30 protein-coding genes and 1 riboswitch are annotated in these 25423 nt (G+C 43.0%); of the genes, 19 read left to right on the forward strand and 11 right to left on the reverse strand.

Going from position 1 to position 25423, the window contains the following annotated elements:
• The first annotated feature begins 596 nt into the window (after window positions 1–596).
• The 3 genes from NCCP2331_RS04100 to rlmN all read left to right on the forward strand — a co-directional run bounded on the left by NCCP2331_RS04100 (window position 597) and on the right by rlmN (window position 3413).
• Window positions 597–1949 carry a cyclic 2,3-diphosphoglycerate synthase gene (locus NCCP2331_RS04100; RefSeq protein ID WP_251668718.1) on the forward strand — a complete coding sequence of 451 codons (1353 nt, stop codon included), beginning with the start codon at window positions 597–599 and terminating at the stop codon, window positions 1947–1949.
• Window positions 1950–2039: 90 nt separating this feature from the next.
• Complete coding sequence (locus NCCP2331_RS04105) at window positions 2040–2240, forward strand: hypothetical protein (RefSeq protein ID WP_251668720.1); 201 nt, start codon at window positions 2040–2042, stop codon at window positions 2238–2240.
• Window positions 2241–2336: 96 nt separating this feature from the next.
• Complete coding sequence (gene rlmN / locus NCCP2331_RS04110; RefSeq protein WP_251668726.1) at window positions 2337–3413, forward strand: dual-specificity RNA methyltransferase RlmN; 1077 nt, start codon at window positions 2337–2339, stop codon at window positions 3411–3413.
• Between the two features lie 20 nt (window positions 3414–3433).
• On the opposite strand, the gene NCCP2331_RS04115 is transcribed toward rlmN, so the two are convergent.
• The 4 genes from NCCP2331_RS04115 to NCCP2331_RS04130 all read right to left on the reverse strand — a co-directional run bounded on the left by NCCP2331_RS04115 (window position 3434) and on the right by NCCP2331_RS04130 (window position 6516).
• Window positions 3434–3796, reverse strand: a complete 363-nt coding sequence (locus NCCP2331_RS04115) for a hypothetical protein (RefSeq protein WP_153721872.1) — start codon at window positions 3794–3796, stop codon at window positions 3434–3436.
• Window positions 3797–3871: 75 nt separating this feature from the next.
• Window positions 3872–4432: an SCO family protein gene (locus tag NCCP2331_RS04120; RefSeq protein WP_153721873.1), complete on the reverse strand. Its 561-nt coding sequence runs from the start codon at window positions 4430–4432 to the stop codon at window positions 3872–3874.
• Window positions 4433–5842 (reverse strand): sensor histidine kinase, encoded by a 1410-nt coding sequence (locus tag NCCP2331_RS04125; RefSeq protein WP_251668728.1) that lies wholly within the window; start codon window positions 5840–5842, stop codon window positions 4433–4435.
• Window positions 5839–6516: a response regulator transcription factor gene (locus NCCP2331_RS04130; RefSeq protein ID WP_251668730.1), complete on the reverse strand. Its 678-nt coding sequence runs from the start codon at window positions 6514–6516 to the stop codon at window positions 5839–5841. Before NCCP2331_RS04130 ends, NCCP2331_RS04125 begins: the two co-directional genes overlap by 4 nt.
• Window positions 6517–6671: 155 nt before the next feature.
• Between NCCP2331_RS04130 and NCCP2331_RS04135 the strand changes: the two genes are divergently transcribed.
• From NCCP2331_RS04135 to NCCP2331_RS04150, 4 genes are all read left to right on the forward strand, one after another.
• Window positions 6672–7427, forward strand: coding sequence for a FixH family protein (locus NCCP2331_RS04135; RefSeq protein WP_251668732.1), 756 nt, complete (start codon window positions 6672–6674; stop codon window positions 7425–7427).
• A 120-nt stretch (window positions 7428–7547) separates the two neighbouring features.
• Entirely contained in the window at window positions 7548–7880 is a 333-nt protein-coding gene (locus NCCP2331_RS04140) for an ASCH domain-containing protein (protein ID WP_251668734.1), read from the forward strand.
• 8 nt (window positions 7881–7888) lie between these two features.
• Window positions 7889–8329, forward strand: a complete 441-nt coding sequence (locus NCCP2331_RS04145) for a DUF2269 family protein (protein WP_153721878.1) — start codon at window positions 7889–7891, stop codon at window positions 8327–8329.
• A gap of 132 nt (window positions 8330–8461) precedes the next feature.
• On the forward strand, window positions 8462–9247 hold the full coding sequence (locus NCCP2331_RS04150; RefSeq protein ID WP_251668736.1) for a MetQ/NlpA family ABC transporter substrate-binding protein: 786 nt from the start codon (window positions 8462–8464) through the stop codon (window positions 9245–9247).
• A gap of 105 nt (window positions 9248–9352) precedes the next feature.
• Here NCCP2331_RS04150 and yfkAB read toward each other — a convergent pair whose 3' ends face one another.
• Complete coding sequence (yfkAB, locus tag NCCP2331_RS04155; RefSeq protein ID WP_251668738.1) at window positions 9353–10450, reverse strand: radical SAM/CxCxxxxC motif protein YfkAB; 1098 nt, start codon at window positions 10448–10450, stop codon at window positions 9353–9355.
• 18 nt (window positions 10451–10468) lie between these two features.
• Window positions 10469–11428, reverse strand: a complete 960-nt coding sequence (locus tag NCCP2331_RS04160) for a YecA family protein (RefSeq protein WP_251668740.1) — start codon at window positions 11426–11428, stop codon at window positions 10469–10471.
• A gap of 172 nt (window positions 11429–11600) precedes the next feature.
• Between NCCP2331_RS04160 and NCCP2331_RS04165 the strand changes: the two genes are divergently transcribed.
• On the forward strand, window positions 11601–12329 hold the full coding sequence (locus NCCP2331_RS04165) for a MerR family transcriptional regulator (protein WP_251668742.1): 729 nt from the start codon (window positions 11601–11603) through the stop codon (window positions 12327–12329).
• On the opposite strand, the gene NCCP2331_RS04170 is transcribed toward NCCP2331_RS04165, so the two are convergent.
• Entirely contained in the window at window positions 12330–13013 is a 684-nt protein-coding gene (locus NCCP2331_RS04170; protein WP_153721883.1) for a CPBP family intramembrane glutamic endopeptidase, read from the reverse strand.
• A gap of 339 nt (window positions 13014–13352) precedes the next feature.
• Here NCCP2331_RS04170 and NCCP2331_RS04175 point away from each other — a divergent pair, with 339 nt between their 5' ends.
• Window positions 13353–13874, forward strand: a complete 522-nt coding sequence (locus NCCP2331_RS04175) for a hypothetical protein (RefSeq protein ID WP_251668744.1) — start codon at window positions 13353–13355, stop codon at window positions 13872–13874.
• A 116-nt stretch (window positions 13875–13990) separates the two neighbouring features.
• Here NCCP2331_RS04175 and NCCP2331_RS04180 read toward each other — a convergent pair whose 3' ends face one another.
• The 4 genes from NCCP2331_RS04180 to NCCP2331_RS04195 form a co-directional block, all read right to left on the reverse strand.
• Window positions 13991–14191: a hypothetical protein gene (locus NCCP2331_RS04180; RefSeq protein WP_153721885.1), complete on the reverse strand. Its 201-nt coding sequence runs from the start codon at window positions 14189–14191 to the stop codon at window positions 13991–13993.
• A gap of 72 nt (window positions 14192–14263) precedes the next feature.
• Entirely contained in the window at window positions 14264–14509 is a 246-nt protein-coding gene (locus NCCP2331_RS04185) for a hypothetical protein (protein WP_153721886.1), read from the reverse strand.
• Between the two features lie 15 nt (window positions 14510–14524).
• Window positions 14525–14842 (reverse strand): DUF3784 domain-containing protein, encoded by a 318-nt coding sequence (locus tag NCCP2331_RS04190; RefSeq protein ID WP_251668746.1) that lies wholly within the window; start codon window positions 14840–14842, stop codon window positions 14525–14527.
• A gap of 79 nt (window positions 14843–14921) precedes the next feature.
• Window positions 14922–16100, reverse strand: coding sequence for an MFS transporter (locus tag NCCP2331_RS04195; RefSeq protein ID WP_251668748.1), 1179 nt, complete (start codon window positions 16098–16100; stop codon window positions 14922–14924).
• 50 nt (window positions 16101–16150) lie between these two features.
• Window positions 16151–16250, reverse strand: a riboswitch (purine riboswitch).
• A gap of 176 nt (window positions 16251–16426) precedes the next feature.
• On the opposite strand from NCCP2331_RS04195, the gene NCCP2331_RS04200 reads away from it, so the two are divergent.
• The 10 genes from NCCP2331_RS04200 to NCCP2331_RS04245 all read left to right on the forward strand — a co-directional run bounded on the left by NCCP2331_RS04200 (window position 16427) and on the right by NCCP2331_RS04245 (window position 25302).
• Window positions 16427–17455, forward strand: a complete 1029-nt coding sequence (locus tag NCCP2331_RS04200; RefSeq protein WP_251668750.1) for an Rpn family recombination-promoting nuclease/putative transposase — start codon at window positions 16427–16429, stop codon at window positions 17453–17455.
• A gap of 135 nt (window positions 17456–17590) precedes the next feature.
• Window positions 17591–17812, forward strand: coding sequence for a DUF2829 domain-containing protein (locus tag NCCP2331_RS04205; protein ID WP_251668752.1), 222 nt, complete (start codon window positions 17591–17593; stop codon window positions 17810–17812).
• Window positions 17813–17869: 57 nt separating this feature from the next.
• Window positions 17870–18625, forward strand: a complete 756-nt coding sequence (locus NCCP2331_RS04210; protein ID WP_251668754.1) for a 3-oxoacyl-ACP reductase — start codon at window positions 17870–17872, stop codon at window positions 18623–18625.
• A gap of 154 nt (window positions 18626–18779) precedes the next feature.
• The gene (locus tag NCCP2331_RS04215) at window positions 18780–19289 is read left to right on the forward strand and encodes a QueT transporter family protein (RefSeq protein ID WP_153721891.1); all 510 of its coding nucleotides are present in this window, start codon (window positions 18780–18782) and stop codon (window positions 19287–19289) included.
• A gap of 509 nt (window positions 19290–19798) precedes the next feature.
• Window positions 19799–20716 carry a cytochrome aa3 quinol oxidase subunit II gene (qoxA, locus tag NCCP2331_RS04220; protein WP_251668756.1) on the forward strand — a complete coding sequence of 306 codons (918 nt, stop codon included), beginning with the start codon at window positions 19799–19801 and terminating at the stop codon, window positions 20714–20716.
• Between the two features lie 33 nt (window positions 20717–20749).
• A complete protein-coding gene (qoxB, locus tag NCCP2331_RS04225; protein WP_251668759.1) occupies window positions 20750–22696 on the forward strand; it encodes a cytochrome aa3 quinol oxidase subunit I in 1947 nt (648 codons plus the stop codon).
• Window positions 22693–23289, forward strand: a complete 597-nt coding sequence (qoxC, locus tag NCCP2331_RS04230) for a cytochrome aa3 quinol oxidase subunit III (RefSeq protein WP_153721894.1) — start codon at window positions 22693–22695, stop codon at window positions 23287–23289. Before qoxB ends, qoxC begins: the two co-directional genes overlap by 4 nt.
• Before the next feature lies 1 nt (window position 23290).
• Window positions 23291–23581, forward strand: coding sequence for a cytochrome aa3 quinol oxidase subunit IV (gene qoxD / locus NCCP2331_RS04235; RefSeq protein ID WP_153721895.1), 291 nt, complete (start codon window positions 23291–23293; stop codon window positions 23579–23581).
• A gap of 110 nt (window positions 23582–23691) precedes the next feature.
• Window positions 23692–24060 carry a hypothetical protein gene (locus NCCP2331_RS04240; RefSeq protein ID WP_251668761.1) on the forward strand — a complete coding sequence of 123 codons (369 nt, stop codon included), beginning with the start codon at window positions 23692–23694 and terminating at the stop codon, window positions 24058–24060.
• 171 nt (window positions 24061–24231) lie between these two features.
• Entirely contained in the window at window positions 24232–25302 is a 1071-nt protein-coding gene (locus NCCP2331_RS04245) for a DUF418 domain-containing protein (RefSeq protein WP_251668763.1), read from the forward strand.
• The last annotated feature ends 121 nt before the right edge of the window (window positions 25303–25423 follow it).

Below are 25423 nucleotides of genomic sequence, written 5' to 3' on the forward strand. Positions count from 1 at the left end.
TGTACCGGAGTGGAAGGCAGCCTAAGTTCGCCGCGTCCTGCGGCAACGGCTGCATGACTCACTTCGTGTGAGCCCGCGGCAAAACCACTCCGGGAGGATCAGCCCGATAGGATGAGACAACTAAAGGGAGCGAAGCGACAATAGCTTGTAGAAGAAACTCTGTATTGCCTTATTTTTTGCAAAGAGCGCAAAAATACGGCAAAGCGAACCCTTCGCTGTTCGCTTGGCTCACCGAGGGCCCTCCGGAACGCGTCCGCCTGGAACGCAGGGAAACGGCATCCTAAAACTCAAACTATACTGCATAATCAAAGCCAAATCCCAAACTTCTCATGAAATAGACTGCCAGGCGCAAGTTTGATGAACAGCTTAAATGAATAAACTAAATAAATAACCATTCATTATTGGATGGTTATTTATTTATGCATTATATATAAAAAAACAGTGAACGTTGAGTAAACAGCATTTCAAGTGTGTAAAGCAGGCTGTATAAATGTATATGTATACGGAAAAATGTATTTTCTTCACGTTGCCTATTGTATTATTATACATAATGACTTATAATAATAAAAACAAAGAACGATTGGAGAGAATCATTTATGAAAACTAAAAATATAATTATTATTGGCGCAGCAGGAAGAGATTTCCATAACTTTAATACATACTACCGTAATAAGGAGGAATATAATGTAGTCGCATTCACAGCGACACAGATTCCTGATATTGACGGACGTAAATACCCGGCAGAATTAGCCGGTGACCTGTATCCGGAAGGCATTCCAATTTATTCACAGGATCAATTACCTGAACTGATTAAAGAACTGAATGCTGATGAATGTGTCTTCTCTTATAGTGATCTCAGCTACGAGAAAGTAATGGGAATCGGTGCAATTGTGAACGCGGCAGGTGCTAATTTCACATTGCTCGGCTCAAAGGCAACGATGATTAAAAGTAATAAGCCGGTCATTTCGGTTTGTGCTGTCAGAACAGGAACAGGGAAAAGCCAGACATCACGAAAAGTTATCGAGACTCTTTTAGAGCATGACTTGAAAGTAGTGGCAATCCGTCACCCTATGCCTTACGGCGATCTGGCTGCACAGCGTGTCCAGCGTTATGCAACAGTTGCAGATTTTGAAAAGCACAACTGTACAATTGAAGAAATGGAAGAATACGAGCCACATGTGGACCGTGGAAATATCATTTATGCAGGTGTGGATTACCAGGATATCTTGAATGCTGCGGAAAATGATCCAGACGGCTGTGACGTAATTCTATGGGATGGCGGAAACAACGACTTTTCATTCTATGAGCCGGATTTGGCGATTACCGTTCTTGACCCGCACCGTCCGGGGCATGAATTGAAATATTACCCGGGAGAAGTATGCTTGCGTACTACAGATGTATCCATCATCAATAAAATTGACAGCGCACCTGAAGAAGCTGTTCAAACAGTTGAAAAAAATATTAAATTTGCAGCTCCGAACAGTACAATTATTAAAGCGGAGTCTAAGATCACAGTGGATAATCCGGAAATTATTAAAGGTAAACGTGTTCTGATCGTAGAAGACGGCCCGACGCTGACACACGGCGAGATGAAATTGGGTGCAGGCGTAATTGCAGCACAGCGTTTGGGTGCATCCGAAATTGTTGATCCGCGTCCGTTTGCAGTCGGCAGTCTGATCACGACATTCGAAAAATACACACATATTGACAGTATTTTGCCGGCAATGGGCTATGGCGAGCAGCAGCTGAAAGATTTGGAAGCAACGATCAATGCAACTGACTGCGACGCCGTTATTATCGGAACACCGATGGATCTGTCACGTGTGATCAACATTGATAAGCCTTGCACGCGTGTTTATTATGACCTGGAAGAAGTGGGAAGTCCGAACCTCGAGACAGTGCTCGGCGAATTTATCGTGAAACATAATTTAGCTGCAACAAATGTATAAAATAAAAAAATCACGCACCAGTGCCGGATTAAACATCGGCCGCTGGTGCGTTTTTCTGCTATACTTAAAGGTAAATAAGGGGGAACTGCAATGTTTAAATCAAAAATAATCGATCTCGTCATCGGGCTTGTCATGGTTTACTTTGCCTATGATCGGATTGCTGCAGGCTCTACGGGAATGGGAATCTTCTTCATCGTATTGGCTGCGCTGAACCTGCTGGCGTTCTTTATAAAGCTTAAAACCGACAAAGAACTTCGTGAGAAACATTCCATCACAACACCTCGGGACTGAGTCTGAATTAAGATAAAACGAATCGGTTGTTCCTTTTTCGGCAATCCTGTAGTATAATAACGGGATTGCAATTTTTGAAATGAGGCTGGAATCTAAATGAAAAAATCCATATACGGTTTGACAATCGAAGAATTGACAAACTTCTTTATAGAAAACAAGCAGCAGAAGTTCCGAGCTGCGCAAGTGTGGGACTGGCTGTATAAAAAGCGTGTGCTGTCATTTGATGAAATGAAAAACATCAGTAAAGAGACACGTGACCTGCTGGACGAACATTTCACCATCCAAACGCTTGAGCAGAACGTCAAGCAAGTGTCACAGGACGGCACAGTGAAGTTTCTCTTCAAAATGACAGATGGCAACTTAATTGAAACTGTTTTGATGAAATTCCCTTACGGCTATTCTGTCTGTGTGACGACGCAGGTCGGCTGTAATATCGGCTGCAGTTTCTGCGCAAGCGGTCTGCTGCGTAAAAATCGTGACTTGGATGCAGGCGAGATCGTCGGCCAGATCATGAAAGTGCAGGAACATCTCGATGGAAAAGGGGAAGACGAGCGTGTCAGCCATATCGTCGTTATGGGAATTGGCGAACCATTCGACAACTATAAAAATCTCATGAACTTTCTTCACATCGTCAACGATCAAAAAGGTCTGTCAATCGGAGCGCGTCACATCACTGTATCCACGAGCGGCCTGACAGAAAAGATCAAAGAATTCGCAGAAGAGAATATCCAGATCAACTTAGCTGTTTCATTGCATGCGCCAAATAATGAGCTGCGTTCAAAGATCATGAAAATTAACAAAGCATTCCCGATTGAGAAATTGATGGACGCGATCAATTATTATTTGGAAACGACAAATCGCCGGATTACGTTTGAATATATTTTACTGCGCGATGTCAATGATCATGTGAAAGAAGCAGAAGAACTCGGCAGATTATTAGCGGATAAGCGGCATTTGGCGTACGTCAACTTGATTCCGTATAATCCTGTTGACGAACACGGTCAATACCAGCGAAGCGAACCGCAAGCTATTAAATCATTTTACGAAGCACTGAAACGTAAAGGCATTAACTGCGGTGTTCGTCTGGAAAACGGTACAGATATTGATGCCGCATGCGGTCAACTGCGAAGTAAACAAATTAAAACAGCAAAAAAACAGCCGGTCGGAGAATAATCATCTCCAGCCGGCTTTTCTTATTTCTTCAGTAATTTGATAAGAAATTGGACAATGACAGAAACCGCCAGTCCAAATGAAGAAATGATGAACAGGGACAAGATACCGATCGCTTCTGAAAATTCATTATCCATCATGAGGAAGCTTCGAAACATTTCAGCGAATGCGAGTACCAGTACAACCATAAACATCTTGAAGGCAATATGTAATTGATAAAATAGTAAAAGGGAACTGACGATACCGACAATCAGTCCAAACACCGCAAATGATAAATAGTTGTTGACGACCAAATCGTGACCGAGAACAGTCCGTACGCCCAAAATAAGCAGAACGAACGATATCAATCCTGTAAAAAAACCGACTTTCCAATAACGAGAATCCAACAAGTACACCTGCTTTCCCTTCCTAGTATAGCGGAATCAGCGCCGGCCGTCATGTCTTTCGTTGCCGGCTGCCGATCATTTTATCCGCTTCATATCCTTCAGCAATTCATCGCGGTACGTTTCATTCGAGAAATTATACTCTTTCATAATATAGCCTTCTGAATCCATCAAATAAAAATTAGTGCCGTGCACCACTTGTGTCGAAGCCTTATGCTTCAGTACGAACGTCTGGAACTCTTCGCGCGCAAAGGCTTCCAGCTCTTGCTGGGAATAGCCGGTCAGCAGATGCCAGTTGGATTCATCATCAGTGAAATTGGCAATGTACTTCTTCAAAACCGCGGGGTTATCCACTTCTGAATCGACCGAGAAGGAAACGAATTCAACGTCTAAGCCTTCTTCTTTTAGCAGTTTCTGAAGATTGGCCATTTCGCTCGTCAATGTCGGACAAATCGTTGTACAGGAAGTGAAGGCGAAATCAGCAATCCAAGGCGTGCCGTTGAGCTGTTCAGTGCCAAATGGAGCGCCATCTTGATCTATGAAAGTAAAGGGACGAACTTGTTTTCCGCGTTCAAGCGGTTCACTGCAGCCCGTCAAAATTAGGATTGTCAGCAATAGAAAAGAGAAGAGACGTTTCATTTATTCATCACTCCTTTGCTCTAGTCCAGCAGAAAGAGGCAGCTCAATCGTGACGGCAGTATGTGTTGATTCATTCGACACGTCCAATGTCCCTTGATGTAATCTGATAATTTCTTTGACGATTGACAGCCCCAGCCCTGATCCGCCGGTTGTGCGGCTGCGAGCTTTGTCGGTGCGGAAAAAGCGTTCACCGATGCGAGCTACATCCTCATCACCGATTGTCACACCGTCATTGGTAATCTGATATTTCACGCCTGTCACGCTTGCTGCTAAACGAATGATGATTTCCTGCTGAGCGTATTTGACTGCATTGTCAATCGTATTATAGAAGACTTGCTGTAAACGTTTCGGATCACCTTGCAGAATTAATTCTTCGTCGATTGATGCCTGTAAATGGATGTTTTTTTCTTTCATTCGGATTTCAAACAGTTCCAGCGTATCGAGCAGCAGCTGTGCAATCGCAATCGGTTCATTTTCGAGAGTATATAAATCCTGCTCGAGATGATTCAGCTCGACTAAATCGTGGATGAGTTTCTTCAGTCGTTCCGTTTCCTTCTCAATCGTCGATAGATACTGTTTAACGTCTTCAGGGGACCGGTCAATTTTATCTCTCGATAACTGTGCGTAGCCGCTGATATAAGTCAGGGGGGTCCGCAGTTCATGTACGACATTCGATGTGAAATCTTTTTTTCGCTGATCCTGCTCTTCTAATGAGCGGCTCATTGAATTAAACGCCATTGACAATTTACCGATTTCATCCGTTCGTCCAGTCTCCAGCCGGTTGGAATAATCGCCTTTTGATACGCTTTCAGAGTATGTCTGCAATGTCTGTAAAGGCTCGAACAGTGAACTCCAGACGCGCTTCAATAGTAAGAAAAGCAGAAGGAAAAAAATGGCGCCGACAACCGTCATAATCGGCAGGCTGTCCCGAAAAACATCTTGGATGGCGGCAAGCGGGACATAAATATAAATGAATCCAATAAGTCCGTTTTCACCTTTAATCGGAAAAATGCCGCCAAAGATTTCCCGGTTCAATTCCTCAACATAGCCCTCCTTCATAACAGGCTGGCCTGTTTCCAGTGTTTTTTCATCGCTTTCATTGACCAGTGACTGGTAATCCAGCTCATAAGGGAAGAATGAAGTCAGATCATCCAGCCGATCGACAACGATGATTTCATATTCTGAGACGATATTATACCATTGGATTTTCTCAATGATGGTGTCGCTTAATTCGCCGTAATGATAGTGCGAAGCGGTCCGGTTACCTTGATAAATAATGGATTCTTTAATACGTTCTTTATAAAGATCTGTGTACAGATAATGAATGAAGAAAAACGAGAAAAGGATTGTGCAGGCGATGCTTCCTATAAAGACCAGCAACATCTTTTTGCTGAGATTCAAGTTATTCATTGAGGATCCTCAAATTTATAGCCGATGCCCCACACCGTTTCAATCATTTTTCCGGCGTCGCCAAGTTTCAGGCGAAGCGTCTTAATATGGGTATCGATGGTCCGTTCACTGCTCTGATGGTCGTTTCCCCAAATTAATTCGAGCAGCTGCTCACGGGAGTAAGCCCGCCCTTTATTCTTTGTCAGTAACAGCAATAAGTTGAATTCTTTCAAAGTTAAATTAAGCAGCCTGCTGTCAAGCTGAGCTGTATAAGAATCTTCATTGATTGTTAAAGGGCCGGCCTGCAAAACAAACGGTTCCGGATTTTGCCGGAAGGTCCGCCGCAACACTGCTTCAATGCGTGCTACAAGTTCACCGGGCATGAAAGGCTTGACGATATAATCATCTCCGCCCAATTTCAGTCCCTGAACCTTATCCCATTCTTCACCTCTGGCAGAAAGGAAAATCAGCGGCATTTCAGATAGCCGTTTCACTTCTTCCGCAAACGTAAAACCATCCATATAAGGCATCATGACATCCACGATACACAAATCGATATCATGCTGTTTTACGGCTGCCAAAGCTTGAATTCCATCACCTGCCTCTTCCACTAGATAACCGGCCTCTTCCAGGATCATCCGAATCAGATCACGCATCTGCGGCTCATCATCAATTACTAATATGTGGTAACTCATTGTATTTCTCCTCATTCCATATATCGATAGTGTAATTTTCCAAAAAACTTGTGAACTCTGTATGAAGTTTTAAGATATTGGGGAAACTTCATTAAAATTTCTCAATCATATCATATAATCATAACAGCTAAAACAATTGAAGGAGAATGAAAAACATGAAACGTTTCGGAATTTTATTAATGAGTGTCATGCTGACCGGTGCACTTGCTGCCTGCAGTCAGGAAGAAGATGTGCCGACAGATGCAGAACTTCCAGAAATACTGGAAGTGGAACTGATAGTGCCTGAACAGGCCAATGCTGGAGATTCTGTTGAACTGTCTGCACTTGTAACCCAGGGTGATGAAAAAGTCGCTGATGCTTCTGAAGTGTCCTATGAAACTTGGAAGGACGGAGAAAAAGAGAACAGTATCCATGTGGAAGCGACAAATGAGAAAGATGGTACGTACACAGCTGTCACTACGTTTCCTGATGATGGATTGTATACTGTTCAGGTGCACGTGACTGCACGTGAAATGCATATTATGCCTGAAAAGCAGATTCAGATCGGCGAAGTACAGGAACATCTTGATGATGAAAGTGATCATCAAGATTCCGACAGCGACCATCATGAACACGGACAGACTGAAGGTCTTTCGATTCACTTTATGCAGCCTGAAGATACTAAGGCAGAAGTGGATACAGAATTGATGACGCATGTTGCCCTTGAAGGAGCACCATTGGAAGACACGCACGTACGCTATGAAATTGCTGATCCTGATAATGAAATCAAATGGGTGGAAACAGAGGAATCAAAACCCGGAGAATACACAGCGAACTATCAATTTCCTAAAGCAGGAAAATATAATGTTATAATTCACATTAAAGATGATGCGCTTCATGAGCACGAAGAACATGTAATTGAAGTGAAATAATATTTATTGCGCCCGCCAATCTTCCGTGTGGCGGGTTTTTAATTTTAAAACTCGAAATTATTGCAGAAAAGCTGTACACTGAGTGTAGTGATAAATTATAAATTACAGAGGAGTATCAGTATGACAAACTATCCAGAAAAAACATGTTCGATTGAACGATTGGTTACAATCCCGGAAGATGTACAAAAAGTTCTGAACGGAGAAAAATGGGCAACGAGACGAAATGGTGTCTACGCATATCCCGGCGAAACTATGGATCTTGAAGGTAAAGAGTATAAAATTGAAAAACTGTATCAACAGACGCTTGGCGAACTGACTGACGAAGATGCTAAATCAGAAGGCCACAGTACGGTGGAAGAGTACAAGCAGGCCATGCTTTCTATCCACGAAAAAATGCCTTGGCTCCCTCAAATGAAAGTATGGGTGCACGAATACAGCCCTCTTCAGAAATGATGTAATTTATGAGTCTCTATTACGGAGCAGTTGTTTTTGCCCACGTAGTATCGGCTGTCATTTCAGTAGGACCCTTATTCCTGCTGCTGCCATTGATTCGCAGGCTGCGTACTGCTAAGAGAGAAGCGGAAGACATCTATCTGGCTATCATTCGGGTGGTGATCCGGCTTGTCATGCACTCGGGACATGCCCTGGTGGTGACAGGCGTCTTGCTCATTTTATTTGGTCCTTGGCCGTGGCACAGTTCATGGGTGATTCTCACGTTAGCGGTTATGCTGCTGTCAGCTGTCTTTCTGGCGACCGGTTTTTCATCAGTCTTGAAGAAATTCCATGAATCCGGAAACGACAGACAATCGACTCTTGATAAACTGCAGCGCACCTCGTGGATCTATATCGGTTTACTGCTGATCATGCTTTGGCTGATGGTACAAAAACCTTCGATCTGGTAAAATTACATAACGAATGAAAAGATGTGTACAAAGCTGCACATCTTTTTTTGCGGAAGATACTGTTTGACAGTGAAAAACGCAGCGAATAAGATAGAAATTAGTAGCTTTTGCAAAGGGGACGATTGGAACATTATGAAAATGAAAATACTTGGACTGCTGATAATTGCGGGTCTTCTGCTGACAGGCTGCAGCGGCAATCAAAACGGTCAAACCATAAAAGTTGGTACAACAGAAGGGATTTATGCGCAAGTAGTAGATAAAGCGCTTGTACCGGCATTAAAAGAGCAGGGCTATAAAACAGAAGTCATCAAATACAGCGACTTAATTGAGCCGAATACTAAGCTTGCGGAAGGAGAAATTGATGCGAATTTATTTCAGCAATCAATTTATTTGGAACAGTTCAAAGAAGAATATAACTTGGAACTTTCAGCGCTGACAGAAGTGCCGAGCGTCGGCCTTGGATTATATTCCAATTCCATCACTTCACTTGATGATATTCCTACCGGTTCACTGATCACGATCCCGAACGATGAACTGGGCACAGCAAGAGCATTGCGGTTTCTTGAGCAGCTGGGCATGCTGACGGTGGATCCGGATGCATCTCCATACAGTGTCAGCGAACAGCAAATCGTGGACAATCCTAAAAAAATAAAAATACAGCCTGTTATTACATCTCAGCTGATCGCATCACTGGCGAGCGGAGATGCGGCAGTTATTCCGGATAATTATATTCTGGCGAATGAAATGGAGCTGCAAGACGCGCTGGCTGAAGAACAGCTGAATAATGAGCTGGAATATATAATTGCAGTGAAAGATACTGATATGGATGAGGATTTCGCCAAGGCACTGAAGAAAGCCATTCAGTCTGATAAATTTAAAAAAGCCATTCAAGACGAATTTCAGGGGTTTGGTGAATAAACTAAATCCAAGAGCTCTACTAATGTATATGCGTTTTAATAAATATTTTCTTGGAATATAAAAATGTACGGCATCCATCTGGTAATGGAGCCGTACATTTTTTAGTTATCGGACGAGCTGCCGTTTTCGGAAGTCGACATCTTGATAATATGCATCTTTCACCAGTAAGTTCGGTCCGAGACAGCGGACAGCGGGGCAGTGACAGCTCACGCTTTTCGCGAGAGGGTGCTGCTGCCAGCGGTCATACAATTCGGGCAGCTGATCCGTTTGTATATTACCGAGCGGCGGTACATCACCAAAATCAGTGACAATGACATCTCCCGTGAAAATGTTGACGTTCAATCTTGAGCGGCCGTCCGGATCATTTCGAACCGTCACATTTTTGCCCGCTCTAAGCTTCGCAAATAGCTCTTGATCACGCGGGTCCTGACTGCAGTTGTAAAATGGCAGTGTCCCGAACAGCATCCATGTATCTTCATAACGGTAGGAAAGCAGTTCATGGATCGCCTGCCGGGTTTCATCTAATGACAGCACGTCAAGCGAAGAGGCAAAGTCGCTTGGGTACATAGGATGAATTTCGTGGCGGCCGCACTTCATTTCATTGACAATCTGTTCATGGATAGTTTTCAAATGCGGCAGTGTGCGCCGGTTGAGCATTGTTTCTGCTGATACCATAACGCCCATTTCTGATAAAGCTTTACTGTTTTCAATCATGCGTGCAAACTGAGCTGACCGGCGTTCGCGGGTCGGCTGCCGTTCCATTCTGGCAAAACCGCCGTCAATGAAGTCATCCACGGTGCCCCAGTTATGCGAAATATGCAGCACGTCCAAATAGGGTGCAATCATTTGATAACGATCAATAGGCATCGTCAAGTTTGAATTAACCTGTGTTTTAATTTGACGTGAATGTGCGTATTTCAATAAAGGCACAACATACTGCTCGACAGATCTCTTTGAAAACATCGGCTCACCGCCAGTTAAGCTGATCGTCCGTAAATGCGGGATTTCATCCAATCTTTTGAGCAGCAGTTCGATGGGCAGTGCGTCTGGGTCCTTTGGCTGCAGCATATAACCGACTGCACAGTGTTCGCAACGCATATTGCATAAATAAGTCGTAGTGAATTCTATACTGGATAATACTTGCTTGCCGTGAGTGTCTACATCCAGATAGGCTTCCCAGGCATCTTTTGTAGATAAAACCATCTTTTTGGCTCCTAACTTTTAGTCTTGTTGAAGAACGTACTGATCCATCTCTTTTGCGTATTTGTTCATGGAGGAAGGAGAGACATCAAAATGCTCTGCGATGTCCTTCAGTGTCATCGCAAGTGGTTTGAATAACTGATTGTCCTGTCCATAACGAATGGCACCTGCAGCAATCGCTACTTCCTTACGTGCATTTGGCTGCTGTTCCACTAAAAAATCTTCAATGAGTTCAAGCAGTTTATCCGACTGGCGCTCATGCTTTTCCAAGAACGCCGATGCTGCTTCTAAGACACCAGATTCAAATTCAGTGAACTCATCTCCGGCATAGCCGTTTTCTCCAAGAGTTTTCCAGAAATCCATCGTGTGTTCCTTCACAGAAGCGATAATCCCTGCAAACTGTTTAATGGTATGAGAATGATCGGTGGGAAAGAAGATTAAACTGGATACAGCTAAGCAGTGATTGTCCTCTGTTCCATCAGGCAGCAGGAAGCAATAGAAATGAACGCCAGCGGGAACCGGTTTTTCGCTTTCCTTCCACAATTCAATGGTTTCTTCGCCTGTAATGCTTACGGCAGTCAAGTACGTTTCTCCGACAGCAGTCACTTCCCCAATAAAGACACGGGGTTGCGCCCATTGATCGAGCAGTCCGATTATGGAAGGACGTGCTTGTTTTTTCTTTTGCTTATTCAAATAACTTGTCCATATATCTGGACGTTCGTGAAAGAAAAACTCATCCAGCGCAATCGCTTCAATCATTTCTTCAGGTAAATAAGAGCCTAAAGAAGATTTCCAGGTCTCTGCAAATTCTGAGAACACGGGAATATCATTTCGTTCCGGATAGATATCATAAAATGTCTGAAGCAGTCGTTCCATTTCTTCAGTTTGAACATCTTCAATAGAAACTGCTTGCTTTGATTCGCAGCATTTCTTGTATTTTTTACCGCTGCCACATGGGCATGGATCATTTCGTCCGACCATACAAACACTTCCTTTATAAAATTGCGACATAGTCTAGTGTACCAAACGGATGCTTAGTTGACATGCAATTTCTATCCAGGCGACTAATATGTAAAACTCTGAATATACAATTAGTCACTGAAATGATACGCTACTGAATAGGTAAACTGAAAAACTATAGGGGGAAGTTCGATTGACCTATTTATCTACTGGAGAACTAGCGAAACGTCTGGACGTATCTGTCCGAACATTGCGTTACTATGATCAGATTGGTTTGGTTCAACCAACCGAAAGAGGGAATGGCGGGAAGCGTTTATATTCAGAAGATGATATTTTCATGTTAGAGAAGATCTTGCTGTTGAAAGACTTGTCCTTGTCTCTGGAAGACAGCAAAAAAGTCATCCAGGAACAATCGATGGCGACGATCTTGTCCGCACATAGAGCCTCTTTAACTGAAAAAGTGGAAACGTTAAATGAATCCATTCGGCATACTACCTCGCTCATCCATGCGCTCGAGCTGGAAGGGAAAATAAACTGGCAAGATGTATTAAGATTGGTGGTAGATTACAAAGAGGAAAAGAACTGGGCATTTTATTTTACAGATGAAGAGCAGCAACTATTAGAAACTAAGCTTCCTTCTTTGGAAAATCAAGATACCTCAACAAAAAAGTGGATGAATCTGATCAAACGAATCGAGCTATGTATGGAAAAAGGAGCTTCCCCGGAATCCGAAGAAGCGCAAATTATTGTGGATGATCTAAATATTCTTTCCGAAGAGACATTTCATGGGGATCAAGAGCTTATGGAAAAGTTTTGGGAAGTAAGAAAATCCGAAAGGGCTTCTGCTGACCTTCGACTGTATCCGATTCGTGAAGAAATTATTTCATTCATTGAGCAAGCATTGGCAGTCCAGCAAGTTTGATTAAGCAAAAGCTGTCAGAAACAGTGCGATTGCATTAAAGGTACCGTGAATGATCATGCCCGGAACAACGGAACCAGTTTTTTCATAAGTCCAAGAAAAGACGAGGCCTGAAACGAATGTAGCAGGCAGTACATTATAATTGGGGATATGGACCAACATAAAGATCAAAGAGCTTGCTGCCATCCCAAGTGCAATACCGTACCGACCTCTAAACCAGCGATACAGGAAGCCGCGATAAAAGATTTCCTCGTAAACGGGTGAAATGATGCAAGCCGAAACGAATGCTATAAGGAATGCAAGCGGCGAAAGATGGGTTTGAACGCTCTCCGTTTTACTGTTTTCCACGCCGATGCCGAAAAATGACATTAAGATAACCAATAGGACACTGGCAATAAGTAAAAGAATGGTCCACCCAACAATCGGTCCCCAATAGGAACGTGAAAAACGATTTAATCCGACTTCTGTCCATCCGAGTCGCTTTGGACGCAATGCCAGTACATAAAGCCCTGTCATGAAAATAATAGACATTATGAAACCGATCAATGTACCAGAGTATAAATCGTTTTGAAATAGATCGGTTAGATAGTTCATTAAAAGGTATTCAATAAAGATCGGAACGAGCACTAACACAAGAAATAAAAGTTGAAGCAATTCTTTTTTGCCCCAAGGTGATGTTTTTAACATTGTGTTTCCTCCTCATACGGTGTTAATTTTAGTGTATGAGGTGACGTTGCGTAACCTGCAAGAAGAATTTTCAAAAAATAAAAAAGATGCCTTCCATAATAGAAAGCATCTTCCGTTCAATCATGTCATGTCGAACTTGTAGAAGTATTCTCATAGGCGACGAGGGCCACGTTTAATTCCTTCTCCAACCGATTTAGGGCGTGAAGTTCCTCTTCGCTTAGTTTTGCAATTGGTGATTCCATCTGTGCCATCTAACCATCTTCCTTTCCTGATTTGAATATAAGATGGCTGAATGAGGGTTGATTATACACATGAAGAAAAAATATAGGAGGTGGCATTATGTACGATCCGACCGTTTTTGAAAATCTAAAAGTCGCGTTTGAAAATCATATCTATGACTTAGATAATCTGGAGCGTTTGATCTATATTCATAACCGTTCCGATCAGCTGGATCTCGCTGTCATGTCTCGAAAGTTTACTATTCGATTTTCATTAAAAGGCTGCCACGCCGTTACTTGTGAGCTGGCCTTGCATGCATCTACGCAAGAACTGGCAAATGAAATCCTCGAAGTCGGCGATACAGAACCTGGCTGTCTTCTAACATTGCGTGTGCGTCATCAAGTCAGGGACGTGGAGACAGAATGCAGGGAGATTGAACAGATTCTTGGTAAGGTATGGGAAGATGATATATTTTTCTTGCAGACATTGAGTTTTCATTTTGATCAAAAGAAAAGAGTATATTTGAACACAATCGATATTGATTTCAAACCTAAATTAACAGAGGAGCATATGGGTGAGATCAACGAGTTTCTTAAGAATGTTCTCGAAATGATTCGGCTCATAGGCGACAACTGCAAGTAATGATTTTTCAAAACAAGAAGAACCGGCAGAGTATGGTTATTTGTTGATTTTACAATAAATCTCCCTATGCCGGCCTTAATAAACCGACTCGATATAAGTTGAATCCTGAAAGTATTTTACTCTTCAGAAGAAAGCAGGACTGCTTGTTCCAATGCCCATATATAATCTGTTCCATCTATGCTCGGTCCGCTTGGATCCCCAAACTGTGTCACACAGCCACATTGCATGCACACCGCAGAGTAATTCAAGTAATAAACTTTAATCCCGGGATCTTCGACATTGACGTACGTGCTGTATGGTATAAAAACATTATGCATACAAAACCTGCAGATAAGAGGCCGGCCTAATATAGTGATCTTGCTTTTTTTTGCAGCTTAAGTCTTCTACCATTACGGTCCCACCTCGATATACTCAATGTTCGCTCTGTCACTGTTCACTTGTTGCTGCACGAGCTGTGTCGTACTGCAGTGTTCACAGGTCAGCGATTGCAGTGTCAACGGATCAGGAATATCTTCTGAAATGCTGTCCAGTTCTAAGTACACTTCACGGTGCCGAAAAGTTACACCGCCGCATAGCGTGCAGCACAGTTGTTTACCGATAATGTTAACTTCATATAATCCACGTCTTCTGACCAAATTAAAACACCTCACTTATTTGATGAAACGATTTCCCGTATTTGAATAGACCACCGCAAAAATCACCAGCAGAATGAATGAAACCAATCCAACGATAAATAAAATTGGCTGATTCAGTAATTCACTGACCGCAAATAATCCGATACAGAAACTCAAACCATACATAATTTTTGACATGAATCTGCATAAAGCCATTTCATCGATTTTCGCTTTCTTTTCAGCAGACATGGTGTTATAGCCTGACAATAGAAAGGCACCTTTACCCTGTGAGAGATAGTAAGCGAAAACTACGAAAGGAATGAACACGATAAAATTTACAATAGCTCCAGTCATGGAAAACCACTCATTTCTTGCTAATACCATAGTATAAAAAGCCGGCTCTATAGGATAGAGCCGACTTCATTGTATCAAATTATAAGTCAGTTTGTTCCTGATTATGAATTTTTCTCGCTGCGGACATCGAAAGGGAAATAGCCGCACAGATGAACGCAATAATAACGATACTTCCGCCTACCGCCGGCATGATCGTCACACTTCCTGTCTGGCTGAACGCCAACCCGCCAACCCCTGAACCGATGGCGATTCCGACTTGCAGGGCAGAGTTGTTGAAGCTTTGGTGAATATCAGAAGATACCGGGTCACTTTGAATAATATAATCCTGCTGTGCTGGTGCAAGCGCCCAGCTGAGTCCGCCCCAGATCATCATGAAGACAATAAAGAGCGGAATTGAAAATGTCGAGTAGGGAAGCGCGAACAAACTGACGGCGAACGCTCCTAAGATAATTAGGATACTTTTCTTAGAACCAAGGCGGGTAGCAAGCCCACCGCCGAACGCGCCGCCTGCAACAGCAGCTATTCCAAACAAGAAGTAAAATATACTGATCCAGTAAGGACTCAAGTTCATCGTTGTTTCAAGGAACGGCGTGAAGTAGGCATAGACCGTATAGTGTCCGGCGAGCATGAACATTGTCGCTAAGTGTGCGAAAAATATCTTTTTATTCGCCAGGGCTTTTATTTGCTCAGAAAGCGGCTGTACTTCACCGGTTGGTATCGTTTCAAGAAACTTCGCAATCAACAAGATGGAGCCCACTGTCATTACCGATATTAATAAGAATACTGTCCGCCAGCCAAAAGCATTGGTAATGACAATACCGATTGGCACACCGAGCACCAATGAAGAACTGATACCCATATAAATATAGCCTAGCGCCTTCGCACGTACTCTTGGTTCCACGATACGCGCAGTAATCGTAAGTGATAGCACAATGACCAGTGCGGCACTCGCAGCAGTTAATATCCGTGCAGCCATCATCAGACTGAAAGTAGGACTGAAATACGTCAGTACGTTCCCAATGAAAAACACGCAAAGCGTAAGTAAATAAAGTTTCTTACGTTCAAATTTCGCTGTCAGCGATAAAAGAACAGGTCCTGCCACCGCATATACCAGCGCAAAAACCGTAATCAATTGCCCCGCTGTCGCAATTGAAACCTGTAAATCGTCGGCAATAACCGGCAAAATTCCGCCGACTACCAGTTCCACCAATCCGACGGTAATGGCAGAAACCGCTAATAATAATACTCTGAAATCCAAAATAATTCCTCCTGCTAACATCACTTATGCCTATTTTTGAAAATAAAAAAACCCCGACTACAAAAAATTGTAGTCAGGATTTAACGGTTCCTGGTAGAAACCCTCGAACCATATTATCGAGGTTATACATGTTGATTTCATAATCAAATTTTCTATTCTTCAATCTATCATGGATTTTGTTCTTTGGCAAGGTTGGGATACTGTTTTCAAAATAGGAAGTACGTAAAACTGAACCACTAAAATTGGTAAAGAAAAAGGTTCGATTGTATAATATAGAATAAGAAGTAATCCGAATGAGACTATAATGGATGGAGGAAAGCTAGTACATGAAGATACAAAACCCTCATGATAAGTTCTTTAAAGAATCTTTAGGAAATGTGGCGGTTGCAAAGGATTTCCTCATCCATTATTTGCCCGAAGCTGTTGGGCAGGCAATTGACATACAAACATTGGAGCCGCAAAAAGATAGTTTTATTACGCAAGAACTGAATGAAAGCTTCTCTGATTTGCTGTTCAAAGTGGATGTTTCAGGCAGCGAAGGATATCTGTATTTTTTATTTGAACATAAAAGCTATCCGGACAAAGGAATCGCTTTTCAACTATTAAAATACATGGTTGAGATTTGGGAGGCGAAAGTAAACAAAGAAGCGGCGAAGGAATTGCCCATCATTATTCCTCTTGTTTGGTATCACGGGAAGTCGAATTGGCGTATACCGTCTAGTTTAGGAGAAATGATAGGCGGGTATGAAATGCTTTCGGAGGAACTAAAAACCTATATACCGAATTTCAATTATCTCCTTTACGATATATCGAATTACACAGATGAGGAAATAAAAGGAATCGCCCAAACTCGAATCATATTGACACTTTTTCGTGATATTTATAAAGAAAACTCAAGGGAATTACAGCAATCCATCCTTCGTTCTATTAATTACTTGCATGAACTGGATGATAAACAAGCGGGAATAGAATACTTAGAAACAATGATGCGGTATATATCCGGTGTAGATACAGTTCTGTCAGAGGAAGATATAAATCAACTTATTGAACAGCTCGAAACAACGTATCCAGAAGGGAGTGACATCGCCATGACGTTAGCTGATATGTGGAGAGAAGAAGGATTTCAACAGGGTATAGAAAAAGGTATAGAAAAAGGTATAGAAAAAGGCATAGAGAAAGGCAAAGCTGAAGCTTTATCAGCAGTTGCAATTTTACAACTGACCGAACGATTTGGCGCGATTCCAAAAGATATAGAAGCCGGTATTTTACATGCAAATGCAGCCGCTTTGACACTTTTGATTGTAAATGCAAGCAAATTCAAAGAGCTTGGTGAGGTGCGTAAATACATTCAGTAACAATTGTAAAAAGTATTTGTGTGAGAAAGATATCTCCATATTGTAAATCACTCTCAGTTGTAAATTCTACTTTAATCAAGTATACTTTTCCCGATAATCAGCACTGCTTATTACAGCGATAAAGGATGGATATACATGACATTTGAAGAGGTATTGCCGCGTTTGAAAGCCGGCGAGAAAGTGATCCGCAGCGGCTGGGGCGGAGCGGAATTATATGTGAAGTTAGTAGGGGAAAGTGCGTATGATGGCAAAAAGCTAAATCCGTATTTCCTGATTAATGTGACGGGCGAAGGCTATACCATGTTTACGCCTACCGTTTGTGATTTGTTGGCGGAAGACTGGGTGCTTGTTGAATAAGATGGATGAATCTGGGCTCATGAGCGATCATGAGCTTTTTTATTGCAGGAGGGTATTATGAAATTTGAGGAATATGCTGGCAAGACCGTTGTGGTGACAGGTGCTGCGTCGGGTATTGCACAGGCGCAGGCTCTGGCGTTTTTGGAGAATGGAGCAAATGTGTTTGCGTTAGACGTCAACGAAGAAGGACTGCCGAAGATGAAGCAGACATATGCTGAGAGATTTGCGTATTCAATTGGCAGCGTGTGTTCGAAAGAAGATGTGGAGCGAGCGGTTGCTGAGTCACTTGCGGCATTTGGTCAGATTGACATTTTATTAAATACGGCCGGTGTTTTGGATGGTTTTGCCAAAACACTTGATACGGATGAAGCGCTTTGGGACCGAATCATGGATACAAATGTAAAAGGCACCTATTTGATGACAAATGCGATTTTGCCTCATATGATTGCTCGCAAATCGGGTGTCATTGTCAATATGGCATCCATTGCAGGGCTTGTGGCGGGCGGCGGCGGAGCGGCGTATACTGCTTCAAAGCATGCGATTGTCGGTTATACGAAGCAAGTGGACATGGATTACTGCCGGGAAGGGATCCGGGTCAATGCCATTGCGCCGGGGGCGATTCAAACGCCGATGAATCAAGCAGATTTTGAAGGGGACGGAGAAATGGCGAAATGGGTGGCAGATGAGACACCGGCCGGACGCTGGGCGCAGCCAAGCGAAGTCGCGAACTTAACATTATATATAGCCAGCCAAGCCGCTGATTATATTCATGGTGCGGTCATCCCAATCGACGGAGGATGGATTGCGAAATAAACTTGTTTAATTGAGTGATTTTCTGCTATACTACGCAAGCAAGCAAATATTGTTTGCACTGCGGCACTTTTGATTGAGCGATAGGCTCATTCTTCCTTTGGTCGCAGTTATTACTGGAATAGCGCATAGGCTATTTCACAAAGGAGAAAATAAAATGAGTATGTCTTATGTCAAAGATTCACCGAAGAGTGCAGTGAGTGAGCTGACAAAAGTAGCGCTTGTGGCGGCTTTATATTTTACGGTCACTGTGGTATTTTCCGTCATTAGTTTTGGTCCCGTACAGCTTCGGCTATCGGAAATGTTCAACTATCTGGCACTGTTTAATAAGCGCTATGTGATTGCCGTTACACTTGGCGTTGTGCTCGCAAACTTCATGTCACCGACTTGGGTTCTCGATGTTCCAGTCGGCTCTGCAGCTACATTAATTGCGTTACTGATCTGTCGTCAGCTGACGAAGAAAATTACGAACAATATTGTGAAAATGGTCATTACCGCTGTTATTTTCGCATTATCCATGTGTACGATTGCAGCTCAATTCACGATCTTACTGGGCTTTCCATTTTGGGCAACATGGCTGTCTATGGGGATTGGCGAATTGCTGTCGATGACAGTTGGTGGAATGATTATCTACGCGTTACATAAAAAAATAGATTTTTCCAAATAAAGGAGAGCACATTCGCTGGTTGCGAGTGTGCTTTTTTTGATCTATAAATTGGAGATTGAACAAGTGCATTTCAAAGGAAAGGGCAGATTTGACGAAAATGGCAAAACAGAATGTACCCAAATAAAAGCCCCGCAAAAAAATCAGATGAAAATAACTCTTCGAACATTCTCTCTCTATTATTCGCCCTCAAAGTCAAATACCTTTTATGTTTAAAAGTCAAACGATCTGTATTGTATAGTATAGTTTTTCACGATAATTTCACAATCCATTTCTACTTAAATTTGGATTTTGTTCTAGTATTTTTATTAGATGTAAATAGAAATAGTTAATTTAAGAACCTTTTGTGACAACGATTGTAATGTGTTGCTCTTTAAATTACAAAGGAATAATATAGGTTTTACAAAAGTGTTCATTTACTTTAAATGTAAAAAATCTAAAAATAATAATTATTTAAAAATAGTTATTAGTGGATGAATACTTTATCTACAGTAGAAAGAGGGGAGCCCCCAGTGAAGAAAAAATGGTTGCTGTTTTCGAGTTTTCTCATATTGGTTTTATCCGGTTGCGATAATCCATTACTAATATTTGACCCAAAGGGACCGCAGGCAAAAACAATTTCGGATACAATTCTTTTCTCCATTTTGATGATGGCAGGAATTTTATTCGTTGTATATGTTCTCTTTACTTTCATGTTAGTAAAATATCGAGCTTCCAAGATGGATGAGAAATACGAACCGCCGCATGAGGAAGGAAGTAAGTGGCTTGAAATTACATGGATTGCTATCCCGGTCATCATCGTAGTGATTTTGTCTGTCGTAACAGTGCGCTCCACAACGGATGTCGAAAGTACTCCGAAAGCTTATGCAAATGAAACGCCGCTCATCGTCTATGCCTCTTCGTCCAACTGGAAATGGCACTTTAGCTATCCGGAAGAAGGGATTGAGACCGTAAACTATGTCAATATTCCAGAGGATCGTCCTATTGAGTTCCGACTCTATTCATATGGTCCGATATCAAGTTTTTGGATACCGCAGCTGGCGGGTCAAAAATACGCCATGAGTGATATGGTGACCAAGATTCACCTAGCAGCAGATACACCGGGATCTTATATGGGGAAAAACTCCAACTTCAGCGGCAAGGACTTCGCCCATATGGAATTCGAAGCACAAGTGCTAACTGAAAAAGATTTTGATGAGTGGGTCCAAGATGTAAAAGAGACTGCTCCTGCGCTAACGGAACAAGAGTTTAATCACTTGCTGGAGCCTGGGGTATTGGGCCGTAAAACGTACAAATCTACACATTTAGAATTCAGTCCAGCTCCTGAAGGCAAACATGCCGGTCATCAGCATGGAGGAGATATGGAAATGGAAATGGATATGACACATGAATCCGAATCAGATATGCAAGGTGAAGATCATCACAACTAATTTCAACCCAACACTCGAAAGGAGTCAACATCTATGAAATGGGATGAATTTTTTGTCACCGGTGAGCCGATGATTTACGCGGCGATGGTCAGTATTGTACTCGTATCCATCGCGATTCCAGCAGGTCTTACCTACTTTAAAAAATGGGGCTACTTGTGGCGCGAATGGCTGACTACAGTGGACCATAAAAAAATTGGTGTCATGTATATCATTGCTGCGCTGCTGATGTTGTTCCGCGGCGGCGTCGATGCATTATTAATGAGAGCACAGACAGCTGTCCCGAATAACGGTTTGCTCGACGGACAGCATTACAATGAAATCTTTACCACTCACGGAATCATTATGATTCTATTCATGGCGATGCCGTTCATTATCGGTTTGATGAACGTCGTGATTCCGCTTCAGATCGGCGCACGGGATGTAGCATTTCCACGCTTGAATGCAGTAAGTTTCTGGCTGTTCTTCTTTGGCGCCATGCTATTGAATATTTCATTCGTCATTGGGGGATCACCTGACGCGGGATGGTCTGCATATTTCCCGTTAGCCAGTTTGGAATTCAGTCCGACGGTCGGGAATAACTACTATTCACTGGCGTTGCAAATTGCGGGAATCGGTACGCTGATGACGGGGATCAACTTCCTCGTGACGATATTAAAAATGCGTGCACCTGGAATGAAGTTAATGAAAATGCCGATGTTCACGTGGTCTATTTTGATCACCAGCGTCATTATTGTGTTCGCGTTCCCTGTATTGACCGTGGCACTTGCGCTTATGATGCTTGACCGTCAATTCGGCACACAGTTCTTTACGATGCAAAACGGCGGTATGGACATGCTGTGGGCGAACTTGTTCTGGGTCTGGGGCCATCCGGAAGTATATATCGTCATTTTACCGGCTTTCGGTATTTACAGTGAGATCATTGCGACATTTGCCAGGAAAAATTTATATGGCTATAAATCAATGGTCTATAGTATGGTGGCTATTTCCTTGCTGTCCTTCCTTGTCTGGGCCCACCATTTCTATACGATGGGACATGGCGTCATGGTCAACAGTGTTTTCTCTATTACGACGATGGCCATTGCCATTCCGACAGGTGTTAAAATATTCAACTGGCTCTTTACGCTGAGGCGCGGGAAAATCAGCTTTACCACGCCCATGCTGTACGCACTGGCGTTCATTCCGATATTTACCATCGGCGGTGTCACAGGTGTCATGCTCGCTATGGCAAGTGCCGACTATCAATATCATAATACGATGTTCTTGGTCGCCCACTTCCATTATGTACTGATTCCAGGTACGGTTTTCGGGGTCATTGCAGGGTTCCATTATTGGTTCCCGAAAGTATTTGGATTTAAATTGAATGAAAGACTGGGTAAATGGTCGTTCTGGTTCATCGCCATTTCATTTAACGTGACGTTTTTCCCGCTGTTCATTCTTGGATTGAACGGTATGACTCGCAGAATGTACACCTATTCGGAAAGTACAGGTTATGGACCTTTGAACATGCTGTCAATGGTAGGTGCCGTCGGATTAACGATCGGTTTCATCCTGCTTGTCTATAATATTTATTGGAGTACGCGTCATGAACCGCGCGAAGTGACTGGCGATCCTTGGGACGGACGTTCTTTAGAATGGAGTACGCACAGTCCCGTTCCTGAATATAATTTTGCGAAAGTACCTGAAGTGGATCAATTGGATGCTTTTTGGTTCGCGAAAAAAGAGGGCAGATCTTTGACGCAGGAAGGCGGCTATGAACCGATCCATATGCCGAATAATAATGGGCAGCCGTTCATCATGGGTGTTCTGTTCTTCTTCTTTGGATTCTTCATGGTCTTCAGCTGGTGGATTCCAGCGATTGTCGCGGGTCTATTGATTCTTGGAACGATGGCGTACCGCACATTTGAACAAGATCATGGTCACTATATTTCAGTTGAAGAAATTGAACGGACAGAAAACGCATTAAGAGGTGAAAAAGAATGAAAGTAGATCACTCTTTGCCATTAGAATACAGTACGGAGGAAAACAAGCTGAAAGTACTCGGCTTCTGGATTTTCCTTGGCGCAGAAATCGTGTTGTTCTCCACTTTGTTTGCCGTTTATTTCACACTTCAGCATAATGTGGGAAATGGACCGGGCGGCAGTCAGTTATTCGAACTCACACCTGTAATGATCGAGACGATCGTATTGCTGTCGAGCAGTTTTACCATTGGACTTGGAATTCATGCCATGCGGCTTGGCAATAAAAAAGCGATGATGGCGTTCTTTGGTATTACATTGCTCTTCGGACTCGGGTTCCTGGGCGTAGAGATCACGGAATTCGTCACCTATGTGCATGAAGGTGCGACCATGCAGACGAGCGCCTTCCTATCCGCATTGTTCACATTGCTCGGAACCCACGGAGCGCACGTGACATTCGGGCTGCTATGGGGAAGCGCGATATTGCTGCAAGTGAAAAAACGCGGGCTTACACCAGAAACAGCAAATAAATCTTTCATCTTCTCATTATATTGGCATTTCCTAGACGTGGTCTGGATTTTCATTTTTAGCTTTGTCTATCTGAAAGGGATGATGTAAAATGAAACAATTATTTCCCGTTCCGCATGTGATCGGCTTTGTTTCTTCCTTACTCCTTTCACTCATCGCGCTCGTCGTCATCAAGTTTCATTTGTCATTTGGCATGGGCATGACAATTTTGGGAATCACTGCCTTGATTCAGGCGTGCCTGCAGTTATTTCTGTTTATGCATGTCGGCGAGAATGAAAACAAGTCTGCTCTGCTGACGAATATCGGCTATGCATTATTTGTAGGACTGGTTACAATTTTTGGGACATTGTTTACAATGTTGTGGGGCTATCATATGATTTAAATGCAGGACATCATGCGAAAATGCATGGTGTCTTTTTTACCTTTCATTTACGTATGAATTAGAGGGGATTTCAAACGCAGAGCGAAAGAGTAAGAGAAGGAGGAATGATCATGAGTAACGGACAAGAGCAGATTAAGCAGGAAGATTTGAAGCATATGTATATTGAAACGCCCGTGAAAACGATTTTCAATAAATTCGCGAACCACAAAGATGTGTCACTTGTATATGGCGAGCCGATTGACCATGGCTTGCAGAAGGTGATTCCTGTGGCTAAAGTGAAATACGCAGTCGGCGGTGGCGGAGACGGCAGGGGTGGTGATGGAGGAGGAGGCAGTTTCAGCATCAAACCGGCAGGCGTTTACATTATCACGCCCGACGAAGTAATCTTCCAGTCTACACTGGACAGGAAAAAGCTTACAGGATTAGGCGTGATCTTCGGCGGTATTTTAGGGTTATTGACAGTTTGGAAACGAAAGTGACCGTAAGCTTCTCGAAACGCTTAATTAAAAGGCCGCCTGTCATCAGTTCCGGCCTTCCCGTTACTTAAGAAAAACTTAAGAAATCTACTGCTTCTTTATTAAGAATTCGCTACTATACTTGAAATGTTCCAGGCTGCTTGGGAATGAATGCATTTTTAAGGGGAAGGTAAAATGAAACCAATAATAACCGCGGAGCGAATACATATACTCGACCTCATCCGGGGGTTTGCCTTGATCGGGCTTCCATTCGTGAATGTGCTGATGCTTTGGCATAACGTCAATCTAACTGGGGCGCAAGCGGATATTTGGATTCAGCGTTTCTTATATATTTTCGTTGAAGGGCGTTTTTACGCCATTTTTTCATTGCTGTTTGGAGTGGGGTTTTGGATTTTTCTTTCAAGAGCCGAGGAGAAAGACGATCGTCCGTATGTCCTGTTTATACGGCGTATGGTGATTTTGCTGGGAGCCGGTTTGCTGCACAGTTTAATAAATCCAGGTGAGGCCCTAGCGGTTTATGCAATTTTCGGCCTGCTTGTTCTTTTATTTTACAGGGCTCCTAAACAAGTCAACCTGATCTTAGGGATAGTCGGTATAGTGGCAGGCAGTGTATTAACAGTGAAGGTGCTTTTACCGCTTCCTCTCATCGTTTTGGGATTGGCGTTAGGGCAGTATCAAGTCTTCACGAAGATTGCGAAATATAAAAAAATCTGGATTGCGGCAGCAGCTGTTTCATTTTTCGCAATCGGTGTCCTGACGTTCTTTCTTTGGCAGAAGGCGCCTGATGCCGGCTTGTATTCCTATGTGGAGGGGGCTGCCTATGATCTGACTGATATGCAGGCCGAATCCAACCGTGCTTTTTATGATTTCGCTGATAGGTCTATGATGGTGGCGCCGATTTACTCTATTTTCTACGTCAGTGTTTTGGTTCTGCTGGGACTTAAAGCAGGGAAATGGCTGTCACCGCTGCGTGCGTTTGGACGAATGGCGCTGACAAATTATATTGGCCAATCGATTATACTGGTGAGTCTGGCGGCGTTTATTCCGGTTGAGCCATTCGTTTCTTATAAGACAGCAGCCATTGTATGTTTCCTGACAGTGGGCGTGCAGATCCTCTTCTCCTCACTGTGGCTTCGTTTTTTCCGTTATGGTCCGCTGGAATGGCTATGGCGCTGCGGGACTTACGGAAATTGGGTTCCGATCAGGAAGAACAACGGAGATGGGCTTGATACGGCGAGCGTGTAAGAAAAGGTCTTTGAGGCAATTGTCCTCACTGGCCTTTGTTTGCGTATTCTTAGAATAACACCGCGAATGAAACCTTTTATGGGCTGCTGCGTATGGTAACTGAGCCATCAAACTGAAGGAG

It is taken from the genome of Sporosarcina sp. NCCP-2331, from assembly GCF_023707945.1.
Lineage (GTDB): Bacteria > Bacillota > Bacilli > Bacillales_A > Planococcaceae > Sporosarcina > Sporosarcina cascadiensis.

Coding starts and splice junctions, on each gene's coding strand:
- NCCP2331_RS04100 (WP_251668718.1), top strand. CDS start 597: ATGAAAACTAAAAATATAATTATTATTGGCGCAGCAGGAAGAGATTTC.
- NCCP2331_RS04105 (WP_251668720.1), top strand. CDS start 2,040: ATGTTTAAATCAAAAATAATCGATCTCGTCATCGGGCTTGTCATGGTT.
- rlmN (WP_251668726.1), top strand. CDS start 2,337: ATGAAAAAATCCATATACGGTTTGACAATCGAAGAATTGACAAACTTC.
- NCCP2331_RS04120 (WP_153721873.1), bottom strand. CDS start 4,432: ATGAAACGTCTCTTCTCTTTTCTATTGCTGACAATCCTAATTTTGACG.
- NCCP2331_RS04125 (WP_251668728.1), bottom strand. CDS start 5,842: ATGAATAACTTGAATCTCAGCAAAAAGATGTTGCTGGTCTTTATAGGA.
- NCCP2331_RS04130 (WP_251668730.1), bottom strand. CDS start 6,516: ATGAGTTACCACATATTAGTAATTGATGATGAGCCGCAGATGCGTGAT.
- NCCP2331_RS04135 (WP_251668732.1), top strand. CDS start 6,672: ATGAAACGTTTCGGAATTTTATTAATGAGTGTCATGCTGACCGGTGCA.
- NCCP2331_RS04140 (WP_251668734.1), top strand. CDS start 7,548: ATGACAAACTATCCAGAAAAAACATGTTCGATTGAACGATTGGTTACA.
- NCCP2331_RS04145 (WP_153721878.1), top strand. CDS start 7,889: ATGAGTCTCTATTACGGAGCAGTTGTTTTTGCCCACGTAGTATCGGCT.
- NCCP2331_RS04150 (WP_251668736.1), top strand. CDS start 8,462: ATGAAAATGAAAATACTTGGACTGCTGATAATTGCGGGTCTTCTGCTG.
- yfkAB (WP_251668738.1), bottom strand. CDS start 10,450: ATGGTTTTATCTACAAAAGATGCCTGGGAAGCCTATCTGGATGTAGAC.
- NCCP2331_RS04160 (WP_251668740.1), bottom strand. CDS start 11,428: ATGGTCGGACGAAATGATCCATGCCCATGTGGCAGCGGTAAAAAATAC.
- NCCP2331_RS04170 (WP_153721883.1), bottom strand. CDS start 13,013: ATGTTAAAAACATCACCTTGGGGCAAAAAAGAATTGCTTCAACTTTTA.
- NCCP2331_RS04175 (WP_251668744.1), top strand. CDS start 13,353: ATGTACGATCCGACCGTTTTTGAAAATCTAAAAGTCGCGTTTGAAAAT.
- NCCP2331_RS04180 (WP_153721885.1), bottom strand. CDS start 14,191: ATGCATAATGTTTTTATACCATACAGCACGTACGTCAATGTCGAAGAT.
- NCCP2331_RS04190 (WP_251668746.1), bottom strand. CDS start 14,842: ATGACTGGAGCTATTGTAAATTTTATCGTGTTCATTCCTTTCGTAGTT.
- NCCP2331_RS04200 (WP_251668750.1), top strand. CDS start 16,427: ATGAAGATACAAAACCCTCATGATAAGTTCTTTAAAGAATCTTTAGGA.
- NCCP2331_RS04205 (WP_251668752.1), top strand. CDS start 17,591: ATGACATTTGAAGAGGTATTGCCGCGTTTGAAAGCCGGCGAGAAAGTG.
- NCCP2331_RS04210 (WP_251668754.1), top strand. CDS start 17,870: ATGAAATTTGAGGAATATGCTGGCAAGACCGTTGTGGTGACAGGTGCT.
- NCCP2331_RS04215 (WP_153721891.1), top strand. CDS start 18,780: ATGAGTATGTCTTATGTCAAAGATTCACCGAAGAGTGCAGTGAGTGAG.
- qoxB (WP_251668759.1), top strand. CDS start 20,750: ATGAAATGGGATGAATTTTTTGTCACCGGTGAGCCGATGATTTACGCG.
- qoxC (WP_153721894.1), top strand. CDS start 22,693: ATGAAAGTAGATCACTCTTTGCCATTAGAATACAGTACGGAGGAAAAC.
- qoxD (WP_153721895.1), top strand. CDS start 23,291: ATGAAACAATTATTTCCCGTTCCGCATGTGATCGGCTTTGTTTCTTCC.
- NCCP2331_RS04240 (WP_251668761.1), top strand. CDS start 23,692: ATGAGTAACGGACAAGAGCAGATTAAGCAGGAAGATTTGAAGCATATG.
- NCCP2331_RS04245 (WP_251668763.1), top strand. CDS start 24,232: ATGAAACCAATAATAACCGCGGAGCGAATACATATACTCGACCTCATC.